We start from the raw sequence: 23,398 nt of genomic DNA, 5'->3' as shown, positions 1-23,398 counted from the left end.
TATCGACAGTGAAAACTTTATTGCATGTGATATATATCAACTACTACACGATTCTAACAACAAGGGGAGTGATGGATTGCAAATAAAAGAAAAAGTCAGCTCATTTCTTGTTATCCTGTCCCTGTTTTTACTTTTATTTCCGTCTATTTCATCAGCACACGCCTATATAAAAAAATCGACACCATTAGAAAATGAGACGGTGGAAAAAGCACCAACCGAAGTAACGATAAAATTTGATGAAATCATCCAGTCTGCCTTTAACTCAATTAAGGTTTTTGATTCAGAAGGAAATCGAGTCGATCAAAAAAATGGACGGATTGATCCAAAGCAACCTTTTATCCTAAAGAGCGGATTAAAGAAGAACCTTCCATATGGATCCTATCGAATAAAGTGGAAGGTGGTTTCAAGCGACGGCCATCCTGTTGAAGGTGTAATTCCTTTTCAAATTGGTGAAAAAGGTCAAGACTCTACCTCCATTGATAATGAAACGAAAGGCTACACCCCTAAAGCGGATCTAATCATTATCCGATGGCTGCAATATCTGAGCAATGCGTTCTATGTCGGGCTCATCTTTTTTTATATGGTTATTGTGCCCAAGGAATTACGGGAAACAGGTTCAGTCGATAAGAAGTTCCGTAAGCTAATAAGCACAGGTTTGATTCTTCTATTTCTTAGTATTCTGTTAAGTCTGCCATTACAGGCAACGCTTGAATCTAGTTATCCTTGGAGTGAAGTGTTTAACTTCTCAATCATCGAAAATATCTTAATGAACACAAATTATGGTCAATTTTGGGTTATTCAAATAGCTCTCCTTATAACTCTTGCCCTGCTCACTTCTTTTATAGGCATGGCCGATAGCACGAAGCGAGCCATTTTGTGGACTTGCTTTTGTCTTGGGGCAGCCTTGTTATTGACAAAGGCATTGACGAGTCATGCCGCAGCACAACCAAATCAGTTATTAACAATAGCAATGGATTTTCTTCATTTACTTGCTGCATCGATTTGGATCGGAAGTTTAACCGGTTTTGTCTCATTGCTTTCATTACGTAAGAACACAGAGATAAAGCAAAATTATTTGAAAATGATAAAAAGTTTCTCCAAATGGGGACTGATTCTTGTTCTTTTTTTAACTTTAACAGGATTGTTTGCCAGTTTTTTATATATTCCAAACCTTTCAGCACTTATCCAAACGAACTATGGAAAAGTCTTAATGTGGAAACTTATTTTGTTTTTGGTGATGCTGCTCCTTGCAGCTGTGAATTTTATTAAAGGAAAAAGGGGAACCACTAAGGGACTGAAGGCATCTCTAAAGGGTGAGCTTACCTTTGGTTTGTTAATCTTAGTTCTATCTGTTGTTTTAACCAATTTACCAACAGCCATTCAATCTCCGGGACCATTTAAGGAAACTAACATAGTGAACCAAGGCAAGCAAGTGACTTTGGAAGCAACACCTAATATTATTGGAGTGAATTTATTTGAAATCACCTTAAAAGACCGAGAAGGAAAACCAATTAAAGAAATTGAACAAATTCACTTAACCTTTACCATGCTTGAAATGGACATGGGAAAAGAAACCGTTAGTTTAACAAAAACGGCTGAAGGCAAGTATGAAGTGAAGGGGTTGCATTTTAGCATGGCTGGTCATTGGAACGTACATGTCCATGTTCTAACCAAGTCGTTAGAAAGTATCGACACTGATTTCAAAGTTTTAGTGGGAAGTCAATAAAAAACTTATCACTAATTTAATCAGGAATAGCTTCATTGCTTTCATTTACAGCCTTGGTTATAGCAATCCGTAAAAATAATAAAAAAACAGAAGATGCCATGTGTATCTTCTGTTTTTTTATAAGCTTTTCTTATATAAAGTAATTAAAATTTTGTAATGGCTAATACTTTTATATTTGTAAAAAATACTAAATTTTCCCTTAGAACTGTTATAATTCTAAATAAGAAAGAACTATAATAATATTATCGGTCCTTCATATTAGGAGTATTTTGGATATTTATTTGCATCCTTTTGCAAAAAAAGACTGTTCCTAAGGCTTAGGTCTTAGAAGAAAATAAATCTGCAGATTGTTTTCCCTTTTATTTGAATTAATTATGATTAACTTATAGAAAATATAAGGGTTAGAATTTACTATATTTTCCTCCCAATCGAATAGGGGGTTTTAAAAATGAGCAGGAAAGTTTATGTTCTTCTAACGGACACGGGTACAGTTTTAGGGAAAATGATTAAGCTCTATACAAAAAAACCACTTAATCATGCCTCAATTGTGATTGATGAACAATTCAACAAGGTTTATAGTTTTGGGAGAAGAAATCCAAGAAATCCTTTCTTTGCAGGATTTGTGGAAGAAAACGTCCGTGGTGGTCTATTTAGGAATGCCGATTGTGCTATTTATTGCATAACGATCACCGAAAAACAATTTCAAAAAATGATCTGTAAATTAAGGGATATGGAAGACCATAAGGAAGAATACAGGTACAATCTCATTGGGTTAATTGCTGTGATGCTGAATATGGAGATGACCCGTAAAAATGCCTTCTTTTGTTCCCATTTTGTTGCAGCCATCTTGGAAGAATCCGGGATTGATATTAAAAGTCAAAAGCCTCTATCCCTTGTAACTCCCCATGATATAAAAGAGTCGGCACCCTTAGAATTAATTTATGAAGGGAAATTGTCGGCCTTCATCACCGATTCCCATCGAAAATATTATAAAGAGTTTACTCCTGAGAGTGTCGAAGTTATTTAACTGAAATAACGGAAATTAAGTCACCACTTCCAACAGGTGCTTAATTTCCGTTATTTTAAATAACAATACCTTCTTGCGTTTTGCTGTTTTTCCTTTTGACAGTTTCTACTAATGACTTAAATAGCTTAAGAGAATGATGGAAAATAGGACTTTGAATGAATGTATAAAGGAAAGTAGCAATAAATACAGGACCACTTAATAATAAACCGATCATTAATACAATGCTTTCAACTATGATGCGTGCTTGACTTACTGACAACTTTGTTTTATCAGAAATCGAAAGCATGAAGCCATCACGTGGACCAGCGCCAATCCCTGCTGCTACATACATGCCGCCACCAATCCCTGTAATCATGATTCCACTGAGGAGAATGAGGTAATCCAACCATGTGCCAGTTGCTTTTGGGAGAATATCCAACCAGAGAAAAAAGTCCATGATAGGTCCAATACATAGGGCATTTAGGATTGTACCTATGCTAATATAGCTCCGTGCAACAAAAAAGGAAATGAAGATCAGAATTAACCCGCAAATCACTCCCCAAGTACCAATAGTTAAACCAAAATGCTGATATAGGGCGACATTTAGTACTTCCCATGGGTGTAACCCAACATATTTAACCTTAACGGCAATCGCATTTCCCAAGCCGAAAAAGGTTAATCCTGCAAAAAATAAGAAATACTGAAAGAATTTCATCTTCAGTTACCTCCACTTACTTATCGTTTTTCGAATATTTAAACCTTTCATAAGATTCTAAAGGATGAATCAATAATAATCAATTGTTAATTAGAAATATAGAATTGTAATCATTAGACTGATATAATTTGAAATATATTTGAATAGTTGAAATTATTATTTTACAAAATTGTGATTGAGGGGATATCTATGAATCTCGTTGCTTCTGAAAAAGTAAAAAGGATGTCGGCAAGTATTTTCCAAGAAATAGCTAATCGGAAACAAGAGGCTATCAAAGATGGTAAAGATGTAATTGATTTAAGTGTAGGGAGTCCAGATTTTCCACCGCCTTCATTTGTCGTGGAAACATTAAGTGACTACGCTAAAGACCCCAGTAAGTATGGCTACACACTGAAAGGGATACCTGAATTTAATGAGGCAGTTGGTTTTTTTTATAAGCAAAGATATGCTGTTGAACTTAAACCCAGTAGTGAGGTATTGCAGTTGATGGGGTCGCAGGATGGTCTCGCCCATTTGGCTACAGCCTTAATTAATCCAGGTGACTATGTGCTGGTGCCGGATCCAGGGTATCCAATCTATGAGGCTAGCGTAAACATTGCGGGTGGTGTTATCTACCCAATGCCGTTATTAGCAGAAAACAAGTTTCAACCAGAGCTGGATGAAATCCCGTTAGAAGTTTTACATAAAACGAAAATGATGATTATCAGTTATCCTGGGAATCCAGTCACAGCATTAGCGGATAAGGCTTTTTTTGAAAAGGTAGTTGAATTTGCTAAACTTCATGATATTTTGGTTGTTCATGATTTTGCTTATTCTGAGTTGATATTCGATGGGAATCCACAAATAAGTTTCTTGTCGGTTCCCGGTGCAAAAGAGGTTGGAATTGAATTCAATTCGCTTTCAAAGACCTTTAATATGGCGGGTTGCCGGATAGGCTATGTTGTTGGCAATGAGCAAGCTATCGACATCTTGGCTTCCTTTAAATCCCATATTGATTATGGAGTTTTTTATCCAATCCAAATGGCAGCTGTGATGGCATTAACTTCAGATTTTTCATTCCTTCAAACACAGGTGAATGAATATGAAATTCGTCGCGATGCGTTGATTTCTGGGCTTGAAAAAAGCGGCTGGCAAGTAACTAAGTCTCCTGCCACCATGTTTGTGTGGGCAAGAATTCCTGCAGGATGGAATTCCCGTGAGTTTGCCTTTGAATTAATTGACCAAGCGGGTGTGGCAGTGATTCCTGGGGATGCGTTTGGAGATCTTGGTGAAGGATATGTCCGAATCGCCATGGTACAACCTCCAGATCGCCTTTCACTGGCGGCAGAACGGATTCATGAATTCCTAATGGGATACTCATTAAAAAAATAATTAAAAAATCCTAACATCTTAAGTATTAGGATTTTTCTAATGAACTGCTACTTGCCTCTTCTATAAACAGAAAATTCCACATATATTTTTTAAAAGGACCTTCTGCACTTTGAAGGTCTTTTACTTTGACGACGAAAGAGGGATACAAATGCTAAGCGATTTACAACATCTAGAATTAGATATCCCGATTGAAGTGATTTGGGACTTTATTCGAGACGAAAATAATTGGGCACCGCTTGTACCAGGTTATATTCAACATGAAAAAATAAATGAACGTCAAATCTGCTGGGAATTTAAGAGTGACCTCGGCGTTATGAAAAAGAAGGTTAGTTTATTGATTGATATTAAAGAGTGGAATGAACCTGCCAGGGTAAGTTTTGAATTAAAAAGGGCAAACGAAAAGTATTTGGGTGAAGGCTACTTTGAAGCAAAAGCATTAAATAGAAATAAAACTCGAGTGACAGGCTTTCTTGAAATCAATGCATCAGGGCCGATGGGCTCCTTAGCAAATTCGCTATTTAAAAAAGCGCTCCAAAAATCGGATGAAGAAGTAGCATCAGTAATCTCTACAAAGCTAGAAGAATTTCATCGCAGATAAAAATTAAACTTAAGATAAACTTAAGCTATGAATGATAAAGTTAGTCCAAATTCCACTATCTCCAAAGATAGTAGACAGGAGGATTGACTATGAAAGAACCGATTCAAAGCAAAGCCCTAAATGTAATGCTTGTAATTTCAATGGTATGGATGGGGGTTGGAACGTACATACCAACAGCATATGCTGAAACAAATACGTCTCCAGTCCAAGAGGACCAACAAGAAGGCAAACTATCAAAAATAGAGATAGAAGGAATTAAGCTAGACCAGCTGTTTTCAGCAGATTCAAAGGAATATTCTGCCACAGTAAAAAACGAGGTTCAATCGATTAAGTTATTAGTAGAAAGCAGCAATCCAGATTCATCGATTACAATAAATGGGCAGACGGTTATAAGTGGAGTTGTCGGTGCATATTCCCTTCAAACAGGTGAGAATAAATTTATTATTTCCGTGGATAATGGCAGTAACTCAACCAATACCTATAACCTGACTATAATGAGAGAGGAAAATGATAATAATTTCTTGCAAAGTATTAACCTATCAAAAGGGCAGTTATCACCAAACTTTTCTTCTACTGGTACAGACTACAAGGTAGTTGTTCCAAATGACGTTCCTGTGATTACCATTAAACCTACATCTGTTGAAACAACATCAACTATTAAGGTGAATGAAACTTTAGTAACAAAAGATGGCGCTGTAGTAGAACTTCCCGTCGGAGAGTCGGATATTATTATAGCTGTAACAGCTGAAAATGGTGAGAAAAGAATTTATACCTTACACATTACAAGAGCAGCTGCTGAGATTAAAACCAATACCAATGCCAATACCAATACCAATGCCAATTCAAATCAGAATAATAAACCGGGTCTTTCCCAATCAACATCGCAACCAAATAATCTGCCCAATTCTACCCAACCTACATCACAACAGGCGAGTTCTTTGACCGTAGAAAAAACAAGTAAAGCGTTACTTTCCTCACTGTCAGTTTCAGAAGGATCCTGGGATAGCACCTTTACGAGTGATGAGTTTACCTACCATGTAACCGTGTCAAGTGATATGGACGAGGTAACTCTTAACCCGATTGCAAAATCCAGCAATTCAGAAATTTTGATTGAAGGCAGTACTAAGGAAACAATTAAGCTAGAAGACGACTCGAAAACGATTATTTCTATTATCGTAACAAACGAAGATGATCGAAAAACATATGTGCTAGTATTTGATAAAGAATCTTAAAATGAAGAACTTTTATATTTTTTTTTACTTGAAGAAACCTGCATTTGACAGGTTTTTTTGAATCAGAATAAACTTTATTTTTAAAAAACAGCACTTATTTTCTAACATGATGCAAAAAATTATGTTATATTAATAAATAAAAAATTTACCGAATTTTCGATTAAGGGAAGGTGGCAGTATGACTATAGAATTGAAATTGAATGACAGCAGTCTTCCGTTGCGACAAGACGTGAAATTACTGGCTAACATGCTTGGTGAGATTCTGCTCAATCACGGTGGTACCGAACTACTGGATAAAGTGGAAAAAATACGTTTAATGTGTAAGACATTAAGAGAAAATTTTGATCAAGCTATCTATGATGCATTAAAGGAAGAAATTGCTAGTCTAAGCGCACCTTTAAGGAAACAAGTTATTCGAGCATTCTCCATGTATTTCCATTTAATTAATGCCGCAGAACAGAATCATCGTATTCGTAGACGGAGGCAGTACCAACTAGAGGATGAAACTATTGTCCAACCCGCCTCAATAGAGAGTGCTATTCTTTCGCTTAAAGAGAACAATATTAAGGAAGATGTCATTCAAGATATCCTTAATACTTTGTCACTTGAACTCGTTATTACAGCCCATCCAACAGAGGCAACTAAGCGTTCAATTCTTGAAATTCAGCAGCGGATTGCTGTTATCCTAAAAAGTCTCGATCATCCGTTATTAACAAGTAGAGAAAGAAAAAAGCTTGAAGAGAGTTTGTTTAATGAAGTTTCAATTCTTTGGCAAACGGATGAATTACGGCAAACTAAGCCTACGGTTTTAGACGAAGTGAGAAACGGACTATATTATTTTGATCAGACCCTTTTCGAGGTTCTTCCTGAAATCCATCAGGAAGTGGCAGATTGTTTAGAGAAGAATTACACTCAAACACAATGGGCAGTTCCAAATTTTCTCCGTTTTGGATCATGGATCGGTGGAGACCGTGATGGGAATCCCAATGTTACACACGATGTTACTTGGGAGACACTAAATAGGCAAAGAAGACTCGTTTTAAAAAAATATAAAAATGTTCTCGTTGATTTAATGAAACGATACAGTCATTCCACTTCAAGAGTGGAGGTAAGTAATGATCTTCTTAAGTTAATTGAACTAGAAGATACCTATTTAACCGATGAGAAAAAATGGCCAATTCAAACGGAAGTGTACCGTCGAGCATTTGCTATCATTATTGAACGAGTAAAACAAGTAGGTAAAACGGACTTGGGCTATAAATCTTCCGATGAATTACTAGAAGACTTATTTATTATTAAAAAAAGTTTGAAACAGCATCATCCAGCAGCACATGAATTAATGACTATTCAAAAGCTGATTCGACAAGTTCAATTGTTTGGTTTTCATTTAGCGACACTAGATATTCGGAATCATAGTGGTGAACATGAAGCAGCCATGACCGAAATATTGCGCAAAGTCAATATCTCTGAAAATTATGCAGAGTTGGCGGAAGAAGAAAAACTAAAAATCCTGCAAAATATCCTAAAGGATCCTCGCCCGCTTCTATTATTAAATGAAGATTATTCGGCGGAAACACAGGAAATGATTAAAGTATTCCAAATGATCAAGAAGGCACACGAAGAATTCGGGAAGCGGTCCATTTCCGTTTATCTTGTGAGCATGACAAAATCCCCAAGTGATTTACTAGAGGTACTTGTTCTTGCTAAAGAGGCTGGGATTTATCGACTGCACGCAGATGGGACCTTAGAAAGTCATTTACATGTGGCTCCATTGCTGGAAACAATTGACGATTTAACCGCTGGGCCAAAAATTATGGAAACACTATTCGAAATGCCTGGCTATCGAAATCATTTGCAAATTATGGGGGATCAGCAGGAAATAATGCTTGGTTACTCGGATGGAAGCAAAGATGGTGGTACATTGACAGCTAACTGGAAACTATATAAAGCTCAAATTGAAATTCATGAAATGGCAAAGAGATACCAGATCGGACTTAAGTTCTTCCATGGACGTGGTGGTTCGTTAGGCCGTGGCGGCGGTCCATTAAATAAAAGTATCCTGTCTCAACCGGCAGAAACAATTGGCGACGGTGTTAAAATTACGGAGCAAGGTGAGGTTTTATCTTCACGCTATTTACTTGAGGATATTGCTTATCGGAGTTTGGAACAGGCTACTTCCACGCTGCTCTTAACGGCAACACATATATCAAAAGAAGCGAAGCAAGGTTTTCAACGTGATCCAAAATGGGTTGAGTCGATTGAAGAAATTTCAAGCTTGGCTTTGACCAAATATCAATCACTTGTATTTGGAGATCCAGATTTCCTTACCTACTTCACGGAAGCGACACCACTAAGAGAGCTCGGAGACTTAAACATTGGCTCAAGGCCAATGAGCAGAAAAAATCAGGGCCGCTTTGAAGATTTAAGGGCAATTCCATGGGTGTTTGCTTGGACTCAAAGCCGTCAATTGCTTCCAGCATGGTACGCAGCAGGTACTGGTTTGGCAGGATTTGCAGCTAATGGAGAACAAAATTTGCAGATGCTTCAGCAAATGTATGAAAAATGGCCGTTCTTCCAATCAACGATTGATAACCTGCAAATGGCATTAATGAAAGCTGATATTACGACAGCCAGAGAATACTTATCCCTTGTGAAAGACCAGACCATTGCAGAACGGATCTTTACTAATATTCTTGAAGAATACGAAACAACAAAAGAAGTTCTCCTTAGAATTACAGGTGATAATGAATTGTTAGATCATACACCAAATATAAAGGAATCGGTATATAGAAGAAATCCATATGTCGATCCGCTAAACTTTTTACAAGTTGAATTAATAAAAGAACTAAGAAATCAAGAAGATCCTAATGAAGAACTTTTAATTGAAGTTTTGCTGACAATTAGTGGGATCTCTGCAGGATTACGAAATACTGGTTGATATTGAAGGACAAGCCATAAACTCTCTCGAAAGAAGAGTTTATGGCTTTTTTCAAATATAAGCGAAGGTGATGAAATATCATGTTGCGTAAATTTTGAACACTTAGTGAATTTTTTTAAAATGAATGGTTATTCATTCATTCTCGCGCGCAATTCAACAATTTTCGATTTATCGACCGTGATATATTTTAGCCAGTAAAGAAAAGGGAGTGACCTTAATAGCATTTGAATTATAACAAACCTATATTCAGTCGAATTTCCGAAATGAAATGAAATGAATTAGGAGGAGATATTAATTGGCAGTTGAAGAAAGGGCAGTACTAGATAAACAAATGATTACTTCAATAATTGATACATTAGCTAATAACGCTGCGAAGGCGCTCGGTGAATTCCGTTGTTTCAATCAAGAAATGATCGACGAAGTCGTCAAACAAATGGCTCTCATCGCACTTCAAAATCATAAGAATCTAGCAAAGTCTGCCGTTAGTGAAACAAGAAGAGGTGTTTATGAAGATAAAGTATTCAAAAACATGTTTGCCACAGAGTTTATTTACAACAATATTCGAGATATGAAAACTGTTGGTGTCATTAGCGAAAACGAAAATGAAGGAATGGTAGAGATTGCCGAGCCAGTTGGTGTCATTGCGGCGGTCATTCCGATTACAAATCCGACGTCCACAGTTATTTTTAAATCATTGATTTCGCTTAAAACAAGGAATCCAATTATTTTTGCTTTTCCGCTATTTGGGCAAAAATGCTGTACTGAGACAGCAAAATTACTTAAGGAGGCCGCTATAAAGGCAGGCGCTCCAGAAAATTGTATTCAATGGATTGAAGTTCCCTCACACGAAGCCTTTCAGGCCTTAATGAAGCATCCGAAGATATCCCTCATCCTAGCAACAGGTGGACCAAATTTAGTAAAGGCGGCTTACAGTTCAGGCAAACCTGCACTTGGAGTTGGCGCTGGAAATGTCCCTTGTTATATTGAAAAAACCGCTAACATCAAACGCGCTGTCAACGACATTATCTTATCAAAAACATTTGATAATGGCATGATCTGTGCTTCTGAACAAGCTCTTATAATCGATCAAGAAATTTATGAAGAAGTAAAGCAAGAAATGATAGCAAATAATTGTTATTTTCTTAATGAAGAAGAGCGATTAATGGTGGAAAAGGTCGCAGTTTTTGAAAAAACCAATTCTATCAATCATTTAATCGTTGGATTGCCCGCCTCGAAGATTGCTAAATTGGCTGGAGTAAATGTCCATAAAAATACCAAGATCCTCATTGCTGAATTAAAGGGAGTAGGTCCGAAATATCCGCTTTCATGTGAAAAACTAAGCCCGCTTCTTGCCTGTTACAAGGTTAATAGTTTTGCAGAAGGCATGGTTATTGCTGAGGAAACATTGGAATACGGTGGACTTGGACACTCAGCTGCGATTCATACAGCTGATCAAACTTTAGTAGATATGTTCGCACTACGGATGAAAGCCGGCCGAATCATGGTCAATACACCATCGACCCATGGGGCAATTGGGGATATTTATAACACATCATTACCGTCATTAACGATCGGATGTGGAACTTATGGGGGGAACTCGGTGTCACAAAATGTTGGAGCACAAAATTTGATAAATATTAAAAAGGTTGCAAAAAGAAGAACGTTTACCCAATGGTTTAAAGTGCCATCACAGATTTTCTTTGAGAAAAATTCAATTCAAACGCTTGCTTCAATCCCAGATATCTCAAAAGCATTTATTGTCACAAGCGGAAGCCCTGTGAAAAATGGCTATGTCGACAAGGTACTTTATTATCTTAAAAAGAATCCAAGTAAAATCCAATTTGAAACATTCTCCGAAATTGAACCAGAACCGGACATTGATACAGTTATGACTGGTGCGGAAAGAATGAGAAAATTTCAGCCGGATTGTATTATTGCCCTTGGTGGTGGTTCAGTAATGGATGCTGCGAAAGCGATGTGGTTATTCTACGAACATCCAGAAACTGATTTTCATAGTTTAATGCAAAAATTCTTTGACCCAAGTAAGAGAGTTGTAAAATTCCCAGCTCTTCGTGGAAAAGCAAAATTTGTTGCGATTCCGACTACTTCTGGAACGGGTTCAGAGGTCACTGCTTTTTCTGTCATATCAGATAATAATGCAAATATTAAATACCCACTTGCAGATTTCCAATTGACACCTGATGTTGCAATTATCGACCCGCAGTTTGTCATGACCGTTCCAAAGCAGGTTACTGCTGATACAGGGATGGATGTCCTGACACATGCAATTGAGTCCTATGTCTCAGTATTGGCGAATGACTATACAGATGGACTTGCATTGAAAGCAATTCAACTTGTCTTTAAGTATTTGCCACTTGCTTATAGGGACGGCAGTGATGAACTAGCTCGCGAAAAAATGCACAATGCATCGACAATTGCAGGGATGGCTTTCGCCAATTCCTTCCTAGGGATAAATCATAGCCTTGCCCATGTATTAGGTGCAGAATTTAATATCCCACACGGACGTGCCAATGCGATTCTTTTGCCGCATGTAATCCGTTACAATGCAGCAAAACCAAATAAATTCATGACCTACCCTAAATATGAAAGTTTTATTGCAGACGAGCGCTATGCTGAAATTGCCAAAATGCTTGGCCTACCTGCAAGTACAACGGAGGAAGGTGTTGAAAGCCTAATTCAGGCAATTATTAAGCTTGCTGAGGACCTGGAAATTCCAATGAGTATCGAAGCAAACGGAGTCAATAAAACAGAATTTGAAAGCAAAGTAACAGCTCTCGCAGAACTTGCCTTCGACGACCAAGACACAATTGCCAATCCAAAACAACCATTTATTAGCGAACTTGCGGAGATATACCATCAGGCATTTAGTGGGATATAAACTTAAAAACCAGACATTTACAAAACTCTTTTTTAAAACAATAAATTAAGTGATTAAGCGGGTGCTTCAATATCACCAGAAAGTCTAATTGAGTTTGCAAAAATCAATCTTGCAACATATAAAGTTCCAAAAGAAATTGAATTTTTAGTATAAAACTTCCGGATTATCGGAAATAAACGTTGAACTAGAAGCGAATTTACTAGGGATTCATTAATATCTCTTGAAAGGATGCGAGTAATGATGACTGACAAAAACGAAATAGAAAAAGACCAAGTAAAAGAGACAAAATCAAAGAAGAAAAAACAAGAAATTGAAACCTCTCTTGAAACTGAAACAAAACAGGAGGGAGAAACTGGAGTAGTAGTGTAAATAAGGTACCCCCAACTTGCTAATTAATGCTTTTTCCATTTCACACCACCTTCTTATTTTCAATAGTTTATTACCAAAATAAGAGAAATGTAAACGTTGTTATTTTACTATTATTCATATTTATTTACTGTGTTGACAAAATATTACCAATAGGTGTAAAATACATATATATATATATTGGGTGAGGTGATAAAGATATGGTGAATCAAGACAATCAAACAATTAATCCTTCGAAAAATTTTGTGCTACCATTTATTTTATTGCTTCTTAGCAAGGTTTCTCTTCATGGATATGAACTTAGCCAGAAGCTAGAGGCATTCGGGTTTAAGACACTTGATCAGGGAAATTTATACAGGTTGTTAAGACAACTTGAAAAGGACGAGCTTCTATCATCAGAATGGGATACTACCGGGAGTGGTCCTGCTAAAAGAAGGTACTCCATAACGAATGCCGGGATCACATTCTTAAAGGGATATGCCAATCAACTTGAATCCTACCAATCGTTATTGGATCAATTTTTCAAAATGTATTCCAGTTTCTTTGAGCTCTATTTGCCTTCATTTCATAAGAAGGATTCCATAGAGAAAGTCAATAATAGAAAGAGGAGGAAAGACGATGGCACAGAAGAAGAATGAAACCGTTCTATCTGCAGTAGAAACAATTAATCAAGCAGCAGAGGAATCGGTAGCCGTAGGTTCATTTGTTAACACATTTTGGGATCAATTCGAGCTATCACGTGAACGTGCAGAACAGTTACGGGAAAATGGCGAGGATGCATATATTAATGCATTAAAGGAAGTCATCAAATTTAATAAGCAATTTAGGAAATCCGTTTCAAATTTGTATCAACAGTCGAAAAATACTAACAAGGAAATGGTCTCAGAACTGATGCATCAATTACCATTCGGTAAAGAAGATGTCAAGGACGAGGTGTTACCAATACCCGAAACTGAAGAGCTTAAGAAACAATTTGTAGAGGTTTCAGGACAATTAGAGAACCTCGCTCTTACACCAATTCAGTCTATCTTTCATGTTGTTGAACAAATGGAAGATAATATTGAAAAAAGTGCAGAATCTAGTGTAGCTTATGGACGTGAACGCCGAAATGCCTGGCTCCAAGTAAGGAAGGAATATGTTAAATTTGCAAGAGATTCTCATTTGAATCTTGTTGACAGAAGCAAATCCAGTTTTAAAGAATTCATTAAACCGCAATAATTATTTTTACCTACTAAGGAGAATTATAAACTTTGAGGATCCACATAGGTAAATTTTATTATATATTAGAACCACAATCTCTTTTCTTTAAGAAACAAGAGATCGTGGTTCTTTTATTTTTGTTGGCACTTTAGAGTTAAGCTAAAAATGAACACTTTGTTAAATCCTTTCCAAAAGTTACCGATGAAATGTTAATGTAATATTATTATTACCTAGTTGACAAATTTAGAAGTTATACTTCTAATTAAGACAAAATAGGATGATACAGGGTTGCTTTATTGGAATTAAGAAGGCAGAGGTGTAAATTGAAAAAGAAGTTATTTGCACTATGTACCACAATTGTTATGGGACTAGGGAGTGTTTTCTCGTTGCCAGTAGTAAACGCAAAGGCAGATAATCCTACAATTAAAAGTATAGAAGAGCAGCGTTCTGGTCTTCAGACAGATATAACAAAAGCAAATCAGGAAATTTCTCAAGTACAAGATGAATTAACAAAATTATCGGAACAAATTAAAAGAGTTGATGAGGCAATTAAAGATAATAATAAAATGATAGTTCAAACAGAAGAAAAAGTAAAAGCAGCACAGTCCAAAGTGAAAGTTCTTCAGCAAGAAGTTATGGATATACAAGAGAGAATCGATAAACGGAATGAAATAATAAAAAAACGTGCTCTATCCCTACAAGCAAGTGGTGGCAAGGTTAGTTATATTGACGTCATCCTTGGAGCTTCTAACTTTAGTGACTTCGTGGGTCGACTTGGCGCTGTTTCAACCCTGGTAGAAGCGGACCAAGATCTTGTAACGAATCATATAGAGGACCAAAAAGAAGTGCAACTGAAACAATCCTCCGTAGTAAAAAAGCTAAACGATTTGCAAAACATGAAAACGGAGCTTGTTGGAATGCAAGCACAGATAATAGAACAAAAAGTGCAAAATGATGCACTTAAACAAGAACTAAAACTAAAAGAGCAAGAAAAACTTACTGTAATGGTAGATTTACAAATGCAAGATGGTACGCTTGCATCAAAGGAAGCACAAATAAAAAGTGATACCTCTAAGGATGAGAATACCGAACCTGTTAATATTAATGTTTCGATACCAACTACCACAAATGAAGCACTTAATATTGTCATCCACGCAGGTGATAAGTACATAGGGAACTCTGTTTATGTTTTTGGCGGGGGAAGAAATTCTTATGATGTAGCCAATGGAAGATTTGATTGTTCTGGATTTGTTGCATGGGCGTTCAGACAGGCAGGGATTAAAGTTGGTGCCCATACCGATATTTTGAAAAATACTGGAATCAGAGTATCAATGAGTGAAGCACGACCTGGGGACCTTGTATTCTTTGATACTTATAAAATAGACGGACATGTGGGGATTTATCTTGGTGGAGGTAAATTCATTGGTTCACAAAGCTCGACGGGGATTGCGATTGCAGATTTAACGAGTGGTTACTATAAAAAGAAATTTTATGGACGTGTCATGAGAATCATCAACGACAAACAATAAAAAGAAGCGATGCATCGCTCCTTTTTATTGATGCTAATAATTAAATGTTGTAGAGGAAATTGTCGGGTGTGGCCATGTAATTTAGCGGACCACATTTTTGTTTGTGGCGAAAAGTAAATAAATGAAACTATTACATGAATTACGTCGTTATTAATAACGAGGTGTAAAAATAAAAAAAGATATTGCAAAGTAGTTAGTTAATGAGTAGAATAAATAGGTTGTAAATCATCATGACTTACGATACTGTCGCAATAGATTAGGAGAAAATCACAATATGGAATTACTTTTGATTATTAAAGCCATTATCCTTGGATTAGTAGAAGGTTTAACAGAATTTGCACCAGTTTCCTCCACAGGTCACATGATTATCGTTGATGATATGTGGTTGCAATCTGAAAAGTTTTTGACACAGCATGGAGCCAACACGTTTAAAATTGTTATTCAACTTGGTTCGATTCTTGCGGTTGTCGTCACCTTTAAGGACCGCTTCATCGATTTATTAGGTCTAGGCCGCTTCAATAAGAAAGTTGTTAACGAGAAAGGCCGTCTTAAATTAACACAAGTTATTGTCGGTTTAATTCCTGCAGGTGTTTTAGGCGTTCTCTTTAATGACTATATTGATGACCACTTATTTTCAACCGCAACGGTTTTAATTGGTTTAGTTATTGGTGCTATATTAATGATTCTTGCAGATTTTATTGGTCCAAAACATCCGAAAACACAAACAGTTGATCAGATTTCCTATGGACAAGCTTTGGCTGTTGGTTTATTTCAATGTTTATCCTTATGGCCTGGATTTTCTCGTTCAGGATCAACTATCTCAGGTGGCGTATTACTGGGAATGAGTCACCGTGCTGCAGCGGATTTTACCTTTATCATGGCTGTGCCAATTATGGCAGGTGCAAGTTTACTCTCCCTATTAAAAAACTGGGAATATATGACGATTGATGCCTTGCCATTCTTTATTGCAGGATTTATTAGTGCCTTTATTTTTGCGTTATTCTCCATCCGCTTTTTCTTAAAGCTGATTAACAAAATTAAACTTTTGCCGTTTGCAATTTATCGCATTGTTTTGGCATTAATTCTTTATATTATTTTCTTTTAAATTTTAGCCAGCTTACAAAATGTAAGCTGCTTTTTTTTGTTTCAAACTTTGCAGCCAGTTTTTTGCTTATATTTACCCAAATAAACATAAACGGTTAAGAACCTATCTAGAAATAATTAGTCATTTACCTGTTTTCCGTAAGAAAGTTGCCTATACCACAATTGCTGAATAGAATATTTTAAAATAAGGGATTGTTCAACGGGACGGAAGGAGGGAAAGACATGGAAAAAGGACGGTACGAGGAGCATTGTTTATGTAATGAAATGGAACAGTTGCTTGATGAACAACAAAGATTATCCTTTGAAGGTTTTCGATTTGTATGCGATAAAATTGGGTTTGATACCATTCCCTTTGTCCTTTCTAATAGTAAATGTCCATTTGAGGTATTGGGGAAAACGAAGAGTGGTCTATTTTTTACTACTCAAGTATTCAGATTAGAAAGTCTTGATTCAAGGCATTGCTGTGCAAAGCTATCGCTGCTTTTGCCTGTAGATATAGATGGTTTTCCAGTAGACCTTTGTGACGAAGTATTTTCATTAATAAAAACGAATAACTGTATTTTAGTTGATCTATCTTGTTTTTGCAGTATTCAACCTTTATCCCCCAGATTAGTTAATCGGGAACTGCCCATTGTTGAACCGAAATGTTAATAAAAAGAGCAGATTAGGGTCTAATCAGGAAATAAAATATAGCCCCAGACCCTAATCGATTTTCTTAACACAAATCTGGAAAGTCAGTAATAATACCTTCGACATGTAGATTTTTTAAAGTATTTACCTCATACTTTTTTTTCGCTGTCCATATAATCGTTTTTAATCCATGTTGATGAATTCTTTTAATAAGCCTTTTATTAACCATGGTTATTTTAGGATTTACATAAGAAACATAACTTGCAAAAGACCTTAAATCTTTATTTGAAATAATATTTACACCCGAATTCTTTACTAAAACTCCAATCGGGATGGAAGGAAGCAGTTCATGAAAACGTTTAAGTGAACCACGATCAAATGATTGAACAATTATATGATTTTCTCCTGATGTTAAATTTCTTTTGATTAGTTCTTCGGCAGTCTTTTCCACCATTTGCGGATAAAGTGAGGGTTTTTTTAATTCAAGTAAAATACCAATTTTCCCTGCAAACTCATCGAGAAACTCAGAGAGGGAAGGGATCTTCTCACCAGCAAATTTACTATGGAACCAACTTCCTGCATCAAGGTTTTGAATTTCTTTCAAGGTGAGGTCCTTTACCTTCCCTTTCCCATTCGTTGTCCTGTTAACGGTTGAATCATGAATCACGACCAATTCATCGTCTTTTGTCATTTGGACATCGATTTCAAGGTAATCTACACCTAAGTCTACGGCTTTCTTAAAAGATGCAAATGTATTCTCAGGGCAGTATCCAGCTGCACCTCTATGGCCAATTTTCAAGGGAGAGTGTTGTTTATCCTTTAAGCTTAACCGTGTCATCAATCGATAAGATACCATGAAAATCAGAAACAAAAGGGTTGCGGCATTCCTCAAGTTTGGAACTCCAATCTATATTTATTTGTGAACATGTTATGAAAAACAGTGGCATTTGTCAACTAAACGAAGAGAATTTTATAAAAATGAATTCAGCTAGATCATACTTTTCTATTTTGAAAATTGCTTTTTGTTGCTAAGAATGGGCTTCTTCTTTTTTTTCAAAACTGGGTAATTTGGATATGTGTCTATCGCACATTTTTATCTATGTGAATAGGATATATGGAAATCAGAAAAGGAGGTAATGTAAATGTCTGGTGCAGCTGGTGGCTACGGCGGCGGATTTGCCCTACTAGTCGTTTTATTTATTTTGTTAATCATTATTGGGGCTTCATGGTGCTACTAAGTTTTCTATTAATATAAAAAGGAGGTCATGAAAATGTTTGGATATGGTGGACATTGTGGTTATGGATATGGTGGTGGCTGCGGTTACGGTGGTGGATTCGCTTTAATCGTAGTATTATTTATCCTCTTGATTATTGTAGGTGCAGCTTGTTTTAGATAATGACATAAATAAGAGAACCCGCTTGGTTAATCAAGCGGGTTTTCTTGTGCTAACATATTGGCTCGTTTCCATTTACTAAATGCATCTAATTCGCTGGAAATTTTCTTTACGGTAAAGCCAATCAAGGCGGCGTCATCCAATATGCCAAGCCCGATGATGAAATCTGGTACTAAATCAAGTGGTGAAACAAAATAAAGCAGGGTTCCGACAACGGTAAGAATTGTACTGGGAGAGACATTTTTATATTCACCTTTCGAATAAGATTTAACCAGATCAAAAAATAATTGCAATTTTTCCCAAACTTCTCCTAAGTTTTGTTTTTTCTCATTTGCCATTTTTATTGCTTTGTTTAGTAAGCCTTGTGTTTTTTGCTGATCGCCGAGGAAATCTTTAGCTTTGACATTATATTTTTGCTGCTCTTTTTCAAAAATCTTCTTTTTACTTAACAACCTTTCCACTTCCTTTTTTTAAAGACCATCCTTAGTGTTCCACCAAATTAAAAAAACCATGAGATAATAAATCACCAATAAAAACAAAAACCAGGCGCATGAGCACCTGGTTTTCTACTACTATATTAAACAATGTTTTCATTTAAATTAGTCTGCGTTCCCCATACAATATCTTCGATTTCAGAGCCTTCAAGGGTTTCTTTCTTTAATAAAGCCTCGACCAATTGCTGATATTGATTATGATGACTATTAATGAGATTTTCTGCTTTTTCTAATGCTTTTCCAAATAGTTCCTGCATTTTTTCTTCTTTATCTTGTTTATTGAAGGTCAACTGGAACCCTTCTTGAAGCATTCCGGTATCCACCATTTGTTCAATGATTTGTTTTGCCTGCTGCACGTCTCCACCTACACCGATACTGTGTTCACCCAAATGCATTCTTTCGGCTACTCCGCCGGCTAATACCATTGCCACACGCTCTAGTAAGTCACTGGTTGTCGACAAGTGTAGTTCCTTTGGAATGGGTGCAACATAACCCAACGCCTCACCGCGAGGGATAATGGTTGCTTTTCTAACAGAACCTGGCTTCGTTAGCGATGCCACAATGGCATGACCTGCTTCATGGATGGCAACCCTCCGCTTTGTTTCAAGGTCTTGCAATGAACGGGAAGTACTCCCTAAGATGGTTCTATCCAAGGCATAGTCAAGATCATGCTTCTTAATCATATCCTGCCCGTTTCGAACGGCTCTCCTACTTGCCGTTTCAAAAAGGGACTGAAGTTCTGCGCCTGAAAAACCAGAGGTACTTTCTGCTAATTCATCTAATTTTGAAAATACATCTTTAGCAAAAGACTTTCCTTTAGCATGAATACCAATGATTTCTCTTCTGCCTTTTGTATCGGGCAGCGGTACATGAAAAGAGAAGTCGATTCTTCCTGGTCGCAGAAAGGCTTCATCAAGCAAGTCTTTTCTATTGGTTGCAGCAATAAATAGAATTCCATCATTTGAATGTCCGCCATCAAGCTGTACAAGTAATTCAGTCAATGTTTTTTCTGCTTCCTCGCCACCATGTGCCTTTCTTTTAGCAGCTAGAGCATCTACTTCATCGATGAAAATAACAGCAGGACTTTGCTTTCTAGCCGTTTTAAACAAGGAACGGACCCGACTGGCCCCTACACCAATGAACATTTCATTAAAAGCTGATCCACTGGCTGTAAAAAATGAAGCATTTAGTTCACGAGCAATTGCTTGTGCAAGTAAGGTTTTACCAGTTCCAGGCGGTCCGTACAACAGTATGCCTTTCGGTGGTTTAATTCCTAATTTTGTTGCTCGTTCCGGTTCTTTAAGGGTAGTAAGTGTTTGTAATATTTCTTCCTTCATTTCGTCTCCGAGACCACCTACATCTTTTAAGCTAATAGAAGGAAGCGCGCGAGAATTGGCGACACTATTTTTCATTGAATTATTTAGTCCAAGGCTGCCCTTTGTTTTTTGAAGAGCGAATGCTGCTCCAGCCAGAAGAAGAATAACACCACCTAAAATCCACTTTCCATATTTACTGCTAGTGGAATAAGAGTATTCAATATTATATTTTCCAACCAGTTTGTCTAACATTTGACTATTGGGAGGAACATGGGAAATAAATTCGCCTTCCCTTGTTTGAATATAAAGGCTCCCATCAGGTTTTTCAATTAGTTTAACTACTTTTCCTTGTTGATCTTGAATGGATTTCTCAACAGAAGAGAAGGGAATAGCGACTTCATTATTTGTGGTCTGGACGACCCAGATCGTTCCTGCAATAACTAATATAAACGCTGCAATTAGCGGAATAAACTTTGAAACTTTTCGTATACTTTGATTCAATGCCTTCATCTCCTTCAACAGAATACTACTCTATTATAAAGGGATTTCCAGAAAAATGGATGTGGGAATCGTTGGGAAACTCTTGTGTCGTAATGAAAAGACACCAGCACTTTTTTGAATAGGTGTGGTTTCTTTTATAAAGATTAGGATAATAGACGTAGATGTGGAATAATTGGCATCAATACACTCTGAGCAATCACACCAATACTTGCACCTATACTCGATGCTTTACTCCATTTAAAAACATGAACTTTTTCGTCTTTTCCTTCATACAAAAATAATAGCTGTTCGCCTTCTTCAGCAATTCCAATTTTTTTATAAGAAATGTTGTTCTCCTTTAAAACAATATCAAAGGCTTTATGCAATAAATTTATGGTCTGCTGATCAATTTTTATAATATTCATTTACCGTTACCTCCGTTGTGGTTATGTATGAACGGTCCTTAATACAATGATTTCCGCGTACCTCCATTATATTCTTTCTGAACACGGGATTAAAGAAATAATCGTTGCTGATCCATATTGAAATATTGCAAAGTTAGCGTTTCAGAGATAAGATTGAGGTTATGGACAAAAATTTTTATTGTCAAAAGAGAGGAAAACGAAATGGGTAACAATTTTAAAGAAGATGTATTGTCACGCCGGACATTTGCGATTATTTCCCACCCTGATGCCGGTAAAACCACGCTAACTGAAAAATTATTATTATTCGGCGGTGCCATTCGTGATGCGGGCACTGTAAAAGCGAAAAAAACGGGAAAGTTTGCTACAAGTGATTGGATGGAAATTGAAAAGCAGCGGGGAATATCGGTAACCTCCAGTGTAATGCAATTTGACTATGATGGATTCCGTGTCAATATTTTGGATACTCCTGGCCACCAGGATTTCAGTGAAGATACGTACCGTACTTTGATGGCTGTAGATAGTGCTGTGATGATCGTCGATGCTGCAAAAGGGATTGAGGCACAAACACTCAAGCTTTTTAAAGTATGCCGGATGCGTGGTATTCCAATTTTTACATTTATGAATAAACTTGATCGCCAAGGCAAGCCGCCACTTGAACTTTTGGCTGAATTAGAAGAGGTTCTCGGCATTGAATCATATCCGATGAACTGGCCGATTGGGATGGGGAAAGAGTTCCTTGGAATTTATGATCGATTTAACAATAGGGTTGAACAGTTCCGTGTCGATGAGGAAGAACGATTTATTCCATTAAATGAAGACGGGGAAATAGCCGGGGACCACCCGCTAAAAACGTCGGGACTTTATGATCAAACACTTGATGAAATCATGTTGCTTAATGAGGCTGGAAATGAATTTTCAGCGGAAAAAGTAGCAGCTGGTAACCTGACACCTGTTTTCTTTGGTAGTGCACTAACTGCCTTTGGTGTCCAAACATTTCTTGAGTCTTACCTAGAGTTTGCTCCGCCCCCAAAGGCGCGTAATTCATCCATTGGGGAAATTGATCCATTAGGGAACCAATTTTCAGGTTTTGTCTTTAAAATTCAAGCAAATATGAATCCTGCACACCGAGACAGGATTGCTTTCGTACGAGTGTGTTCTGGGAAATTTGAGCGAGGAATGACAGTGAATATTCCGCGTTTGAATAAACAAATAAAGCTTTCTCAATCGACATCGTTTATGGCGGAAGAACGAAATACGGTAGATGAGGCAGTTAGTGGAGATATTATCGGCTTATACGATACAGGCACTTACCAAATTGGCGACACACTGACTTCTGGGAAGGATGACTTTCAATATGAAAGACTGCCTCAGTTTACACCAGAACTGTATGTCAGGGTTTCTGCCAAAAACGTGATGAAGCAAAAATCATTTTATAAAGGAATTCAGCAGCTCGTCCAAGAAGGAGCAATTCAGCTTTATAAAACAATTAAAACGGATGACTATTTATTAGGTGCAGTTGGTCAATTGCAGTTTGAGGTTTTTGAGCATCGAATGAGAAATGAGTATAATGCAGAAGTATTGATGGAACGGATGGGGTCGAAAATAGCTCGTTGGGTTGAAGGTGAAACCGTCGATGAAAATTTATCGAGTTCCCGTTCTCTTCTAGTTAAAGACAGATATGACCATTATGTATTTTTGTTTGAAAATGACTTTGCTCTCCGTTGGTTCCAAGAGAAAAATCCAACAGTTAAACTCTATAATCCAATGGATCAGGAGACTTAAGAAAAGTGGCGGGTTTGATACCTGCCCTTTTCTACGGATTAATAAAACAGAAAATTCAGACTAGTTGCTGAGATTGGGTTAGATTTGCCCAATACTACTTGCGCATTCTAAAAAAGAATTAAGGTTTGGAAAAAATATTGAATTTATGTTATTTTTTGACATAGTCTGGATAAGCTAAGTTGAGGTGTTCTTT

At 36.9% G+C, this 23,398-nt stretch carries 21 protein-coding genes; 16 read left to right on the top strand and 5 right to left on the bottom strand.

All coding sequences use genetic code 11. The features are described from left to right. The first annotated feature begins 76 nt into the window (after positions 1 to 76). Together J7E77_RS12590 and J7E77_RS12585 are read left to right on the top strand one after the other, a co-directional pair. Positions 77 to 1,726: a copper resistance CopC/CopD family protein gene (locus J7E77_RS12590; protein WP_251028059.1), complete on the top strand. Its 1,650-nt coding sequence runs from the start codon at positions 77 to 79 to the stop codon at positions 1,724 to 1,726. 448 nt (positions 1,727 to 2,174) lie between these two features. Then, positions 2,175 to 2,753: a hypothetical protein gene (locus J7E77_RS12585; protein WP_214714759.1), complete on the top strand. Its 579-nt coding sequence runs from the start codon at positions 2,175 to 2,177 to the stop codon at positions 2,751 to 2,753. Between the two features lie 55 nt (positions 2,754 to 2,808). On the opposite strand, the gene J7E77_RS12580 is transcribed toward J7E77_RS12585, so the two are convergent. Continuing rightward, entirely contained in the window at positions 2,809 to 3,453 is a 645-nt protein-coding gene (locus J7E77_RS12580; protein WP_214714789.1) for a YczE/YyaS/YitT family protein, read from the bottom strand. A gap of 183 nt (positions 3,454 to 3,636) precedes the next feature. On the opposite strand from J7E77_RS12580, the gene J7E77_RS12575 reads away from it, so the two are divergent. The 11 genes from J7E77_RS12575 to J7E77_RS12530 all read left to right on the top strand — a co-directional run bounded on the left by J7E77_RS12575 (position 3,637) and on the right by J7E77_RS12530 (position 17,335). Then, a complete protein-coding gene (locus J7E77_RS12575; protein WP_214714757.1) occupies positions 3,637 to 4,818 on the top strand; it encodes an LL-diaminopimelate aminotransferase in 1,182 nt (393 codons plus the stop codon). 148 nt (positions 4,819 to 4,966) lie between these two features. Continuing rightward, entirely contained in the window at positions 4,967 to 5,416 is a 450-nt protein-coding gene (locus J7E77_RS12570) for an SRPBCC family protein (protein WP_214714755.1), read from the top strand. Between the two features lie 89 nt (positions 5,417 to 5,505). After that, positions 5,506 to 6,648, top strand: a complete 1,143-nt coding sequence (locus J7E77_RS12565) for a cadherin-like beta sandwich domain-containing protein (protein WP_214714753.1) — start codon at positions 5,506 to 5,508, stop codon at positions 6,646 to 6,648. A 178-nt stretch (positions 6,649 to 6,826) separates the two neighbouring features. Continuing rightward, positions 6,827 to 9,586 carry a phosphoenolpyruvate carboxylase gene (gene ppc / locus J7E77_RS12560; RefSeq protein ID WP_214714751.1) on the top strand — a complete coding sequence of 920 codons (2,760 nt, stop codon included), beginning with the start codon at positions 6,827 to 6,829 and terminating at the stop codon, positions 9,584 to 9,586. Between the two features lie 295 nt (positions 9,587 to 9,881). Continuing rightward, positions 9,882 to 12,485 carry a bifunctional acetaldehyde-CoA/alcohol dehydrogenase gene (adhE, locus tag J7E77_RS12555; RefSeq protein ID WP_214714749.1) on the top strand — a complete coding sequence of 868 codons (2,604 nt, stop codon included), beginning with the start codon at positions 9,882 to 9,884 and terminating at the stop codon, positions 12,483 to 12,485. 237 nt (positions 12,486 to 12,722) lie between these two features. Then, a complete protein-coding gene (locus J7E77_RS31170) occupies positions 12,723 to 12,854 on the top strand; it encodes a hypothetical protein (RefSeq protein ID WP_285290556.1) in 132 nt (43 codons plus the stop codon). Between the two features lie 197 nt (positions 12,855 to 13,051). Next, positions 13,052 to 13,489: a helix-turn-helix transcriptional regulator gene (locus J7E77_RS12550; RefSeq protein WP_214714747.1), complete on the top strand. Its 438-nt coding sequence runs from the start codon at positions 13,052 to 13,054 to the stop codon at positions 13,487 to 13,489. Then, the gene (locus J7E77_RS12545; protein ID WP_214714745.1) at positions 13,470 to 14,069 is read left to right on the top strand and encodes a hypothetical protein; all 600 of its coding nucleotides are present in this window, start codon (positions 13,470 to 13,472) and stop codon (positions 14,067 to 14,069) included. The genes J7E77_RS12550 and J7E77_RS12545 overlap by 20 nt, the downstream gene beginning before the upstream one ends. A 368-nt stretch (positions 14,070 to 14,437) precedes the next feature. After that, complete coding sequence (locus tag J7E77_RS12540; protein WP_251028058.1) at positions 14,438 to 15,580, top strand: coiled-coil domain-containing protein; 1,143 nt, start codon at positions 14,438 to 14,440, stop codon at positions 15,578 to 15,580. A 274-nt stretch (positions 15,581 to 15,854) separates the two neighbouring features. Further along, positions 15,855 to 16,685, top strand: coding sequence for an undecaprenyl-diphosphate phosphatase (locus J7E77_RS12535; protein ID WP_214714743.1), 831 nt, complete (start codon positions 15,855 to 15,857; stop codon positions 16,683 to 16,685). Between the two features lie 221 nt (positions 16,686 to 16,906). Next, entirely contained in the window at positions 16,907 to 17,335 is a 429-nt protein-coding gene (locus J7E77_RS12530; RefSeq protein ID WP_214714741.1) for a CotY/CotZ family spore coat protein, read from the top strand. Positions 17,336 to 17,399: 64 nt separating this feature from the next. Here the strand turns inward: J7E77_RS12530 and J7E77_RS12525 are convergent, their stop codons facing one another. Then, positions 17,400 to 18,206, bottom strand: a complete 807-nt coding sequence (locus J7E77_RS12525) for a glycerophosphodiester phosphodiesterase (RefSeq protein ID WP_214714739.1) — start codon at positions 18,204 to 18,206, stop codon at positions 17,400 to 17,402. A gap of 250 nt (positions 18,207 to 18,456) precedes the next feature. On the opposite strand from J7E77_RS12525, the gene J7E77_RS12520 reads away from it, so the two are divergent. Both J7E77_RS12520 and J7E77_RS12515 read left to right on the top strand, forming a co-directional pair. Further along, positions 18,457 to 18,552: a YjcZ family sporulation protein gene (locus J7E77_RS12520; RefSeq protein WP_026566235.1), complete on the top strand. Its 96-nt coding sequence runs from the start codon at positions 18,457 to 18,459 to the stop codon at positions 18,550 to 18,552. Positions 18,553 to 18,585: 33 nt separating this feature from the next. Continuing rightward, positions 18,586 to 18,711: a YjcZ family sporulation protein gene (locus tag J7E77_RS12515; protein WP_374102968.1), complete on the top strand. Its 126-nt coding sequence runs from the start codon at positions 18,586 to 18,588 to the stop codon at positions 18,709 to 18,711. A 26-nt stretch (positions 18,712 to 18,737) separates the two neighbouring features. Here J7E77_RS12515 and J7E77_RS12510 read toward each other — a convergent pair whose 3' ends face one another. The 3 genes from J7E77_RS12510 to J7E77_RS12500 form a co-directional block, all read right to left on the bottom strand. Next, complete coding sequence (locus tag J7E77_RS12510) at positions 18,738 to 19,160, bottom strand: YkvA family protein (protein WP_251028057.1); 423 nt, start codon at positions 19,158 to 19,160, stop codon at positions 18,738 to 18,740. Between the two features lie 125 nt (positions 19,161 to 19,285). After that, positions 19,286 to 21,019, bottom strand: coding sequence for an AAA family ATPase (locus J7E77_RS12505; RefSeq protein ID WP_251028056.1), 1,734 nt, complete (start codon positions 21,017 to 21,019; stop codon positions 19,286 to 19,288). Between the two features lie 143 nt (positions 21,020 to 21,162). Further along, positions 21,163 to 21,423: a hypothetical protein gene (locus tag J7E77_RS12500; RefSeq protein WP_098933116.1), complete on the bottom strand. Its 261-nt coding sequence runs from the start codon at positions 21,421 to 21,423 to the stop codon at positions 21,163 to 21,165. A gap of 201 nt (positions 21,424 to 21,624) precedes the next feature. On the opposite strand from J7E77_RS12500, the gene J7E77_RS12495 reads away from it, so the two are divergent. Next, positions 21,625 to 23,205, top strand: coding sequence for a peptide chain release factor 3 (locus tag J7E77_RS12495; RefSeq protein WP_098933115.1), 1,581 nt, complete (start codon positions 21,625 to 21,627; stop codon positions 23,203 to 23,205). The last annotated feature ends 193 nt before the right edge of the window (positions 23,206 to 23,398 follow it).

The organism is Bacillus sp. ISL-77 (assembly GCF_018613105.1).
Note: the sequence above shows the minus strand (reverse complement) of the source record. Positions and strands in the feature narration are given on the sequence as shown.

Excerpts from the sequence above, each read along its gene's own strand:
- J7E77_RS12585 (WP_214714759.1), top strand. The coding sequence starts at position 2,175 with ATGAGCAGGAAAGTTTATGTTCTTCTAACGGACACGGGTACAGTTTTA.
- J7E77_RS12575 (WP_214714757.1), top strand. The coding sequence starts at position 3,637 with ATGAATCTCGTTGCTTCTGAAAAAGTAAAAAGGATGTCGGCAAGTATT.
- J7E77_RS12570 (WP_214714755.1), top strand. The coding sequence starts at position 4,967 with ATGCTAAGCGATTTACAACATCTAGAATTAGATATCCCGATTGAAGTG.
- J7E77_RS12565 (WP_214714753.1), top strand. The coding sequence starts at position 5,506 with ATGAAAGAACCGATTCAAAGCAAAGCCCTAAATGTAATGCTTGTAATT.
- ppc (WP_214714751.1), top strand. The coding sequence starts at position 6,827 with ATGACTATAGAATTGAAATTGAATGACAGCAGTCTTCCGTTGCGACAA.
- J7E77_RS31170 (WP_285290556.1), top strand. The coding sequence starts at position 12,723 with ATGATGACTGACAAAAACGAAATAGAAAAAGACCAAGTAAAAGAGACA.
- J7E77_RS12550 (WP_214714747.1), top strand. The coding sequence starts at position 13,052 with ATGGTGAATCAAGACAATCAAACAATTAATCCTTCGAAAAATTTTGTG.
- J7E77_RS12545 (WP_214714745.1), top strand. The coding sequence starts at position 13,470 with ATGGCACAGAAGAAGAATGAAACCGTTCTATCTGCAGTAGAAACAATT.
- J7E77_RS12535 (WP_214714743.1), top strand. The coding sequence starts at position 15,855 with ATGGAATTACTTTTGATTATTAAAGCCATTATCCTTGGATTAGTAGAA.
- J7E77_RS12530 (WP_214714741.1), top strand. The coding sequence starts at position 16,907 with ATGGAAAAAGGACGGTACGAGGAGCATTGTTTATGTAATGAAATGGAA.
- J7E77_RS12520 (WP_026566235.1), top strand. The coding sequence starts at position 18,457 with ATGTCTGGTGCAGCTGGTGGCTACGGCGGCGGATTTGCCCTACTAGTC.
- J7E77_RS12515 (WP_374102968.1), top strand. The coding sequence starts at position 18,586 with ATGTTTGGATATGGTGGACATTGTGGTTATGGATATGGTGGTGGCTGC.
- J7E77_RS12500 (WP_098933116.1), bottom strand. The coding sequence starts at position 21,423 with ATGAATATTATAAAAATTGATCAGCAGACCATAAATTTATTGCATAAA.
- J7E77_RS12495 (WP_098933115.1), top strand. The coding sequence starts at position 21,625 with ATGGGTAACAATTTTAAAGAAGATGTATTGTCACGCCGGACATTTGCG.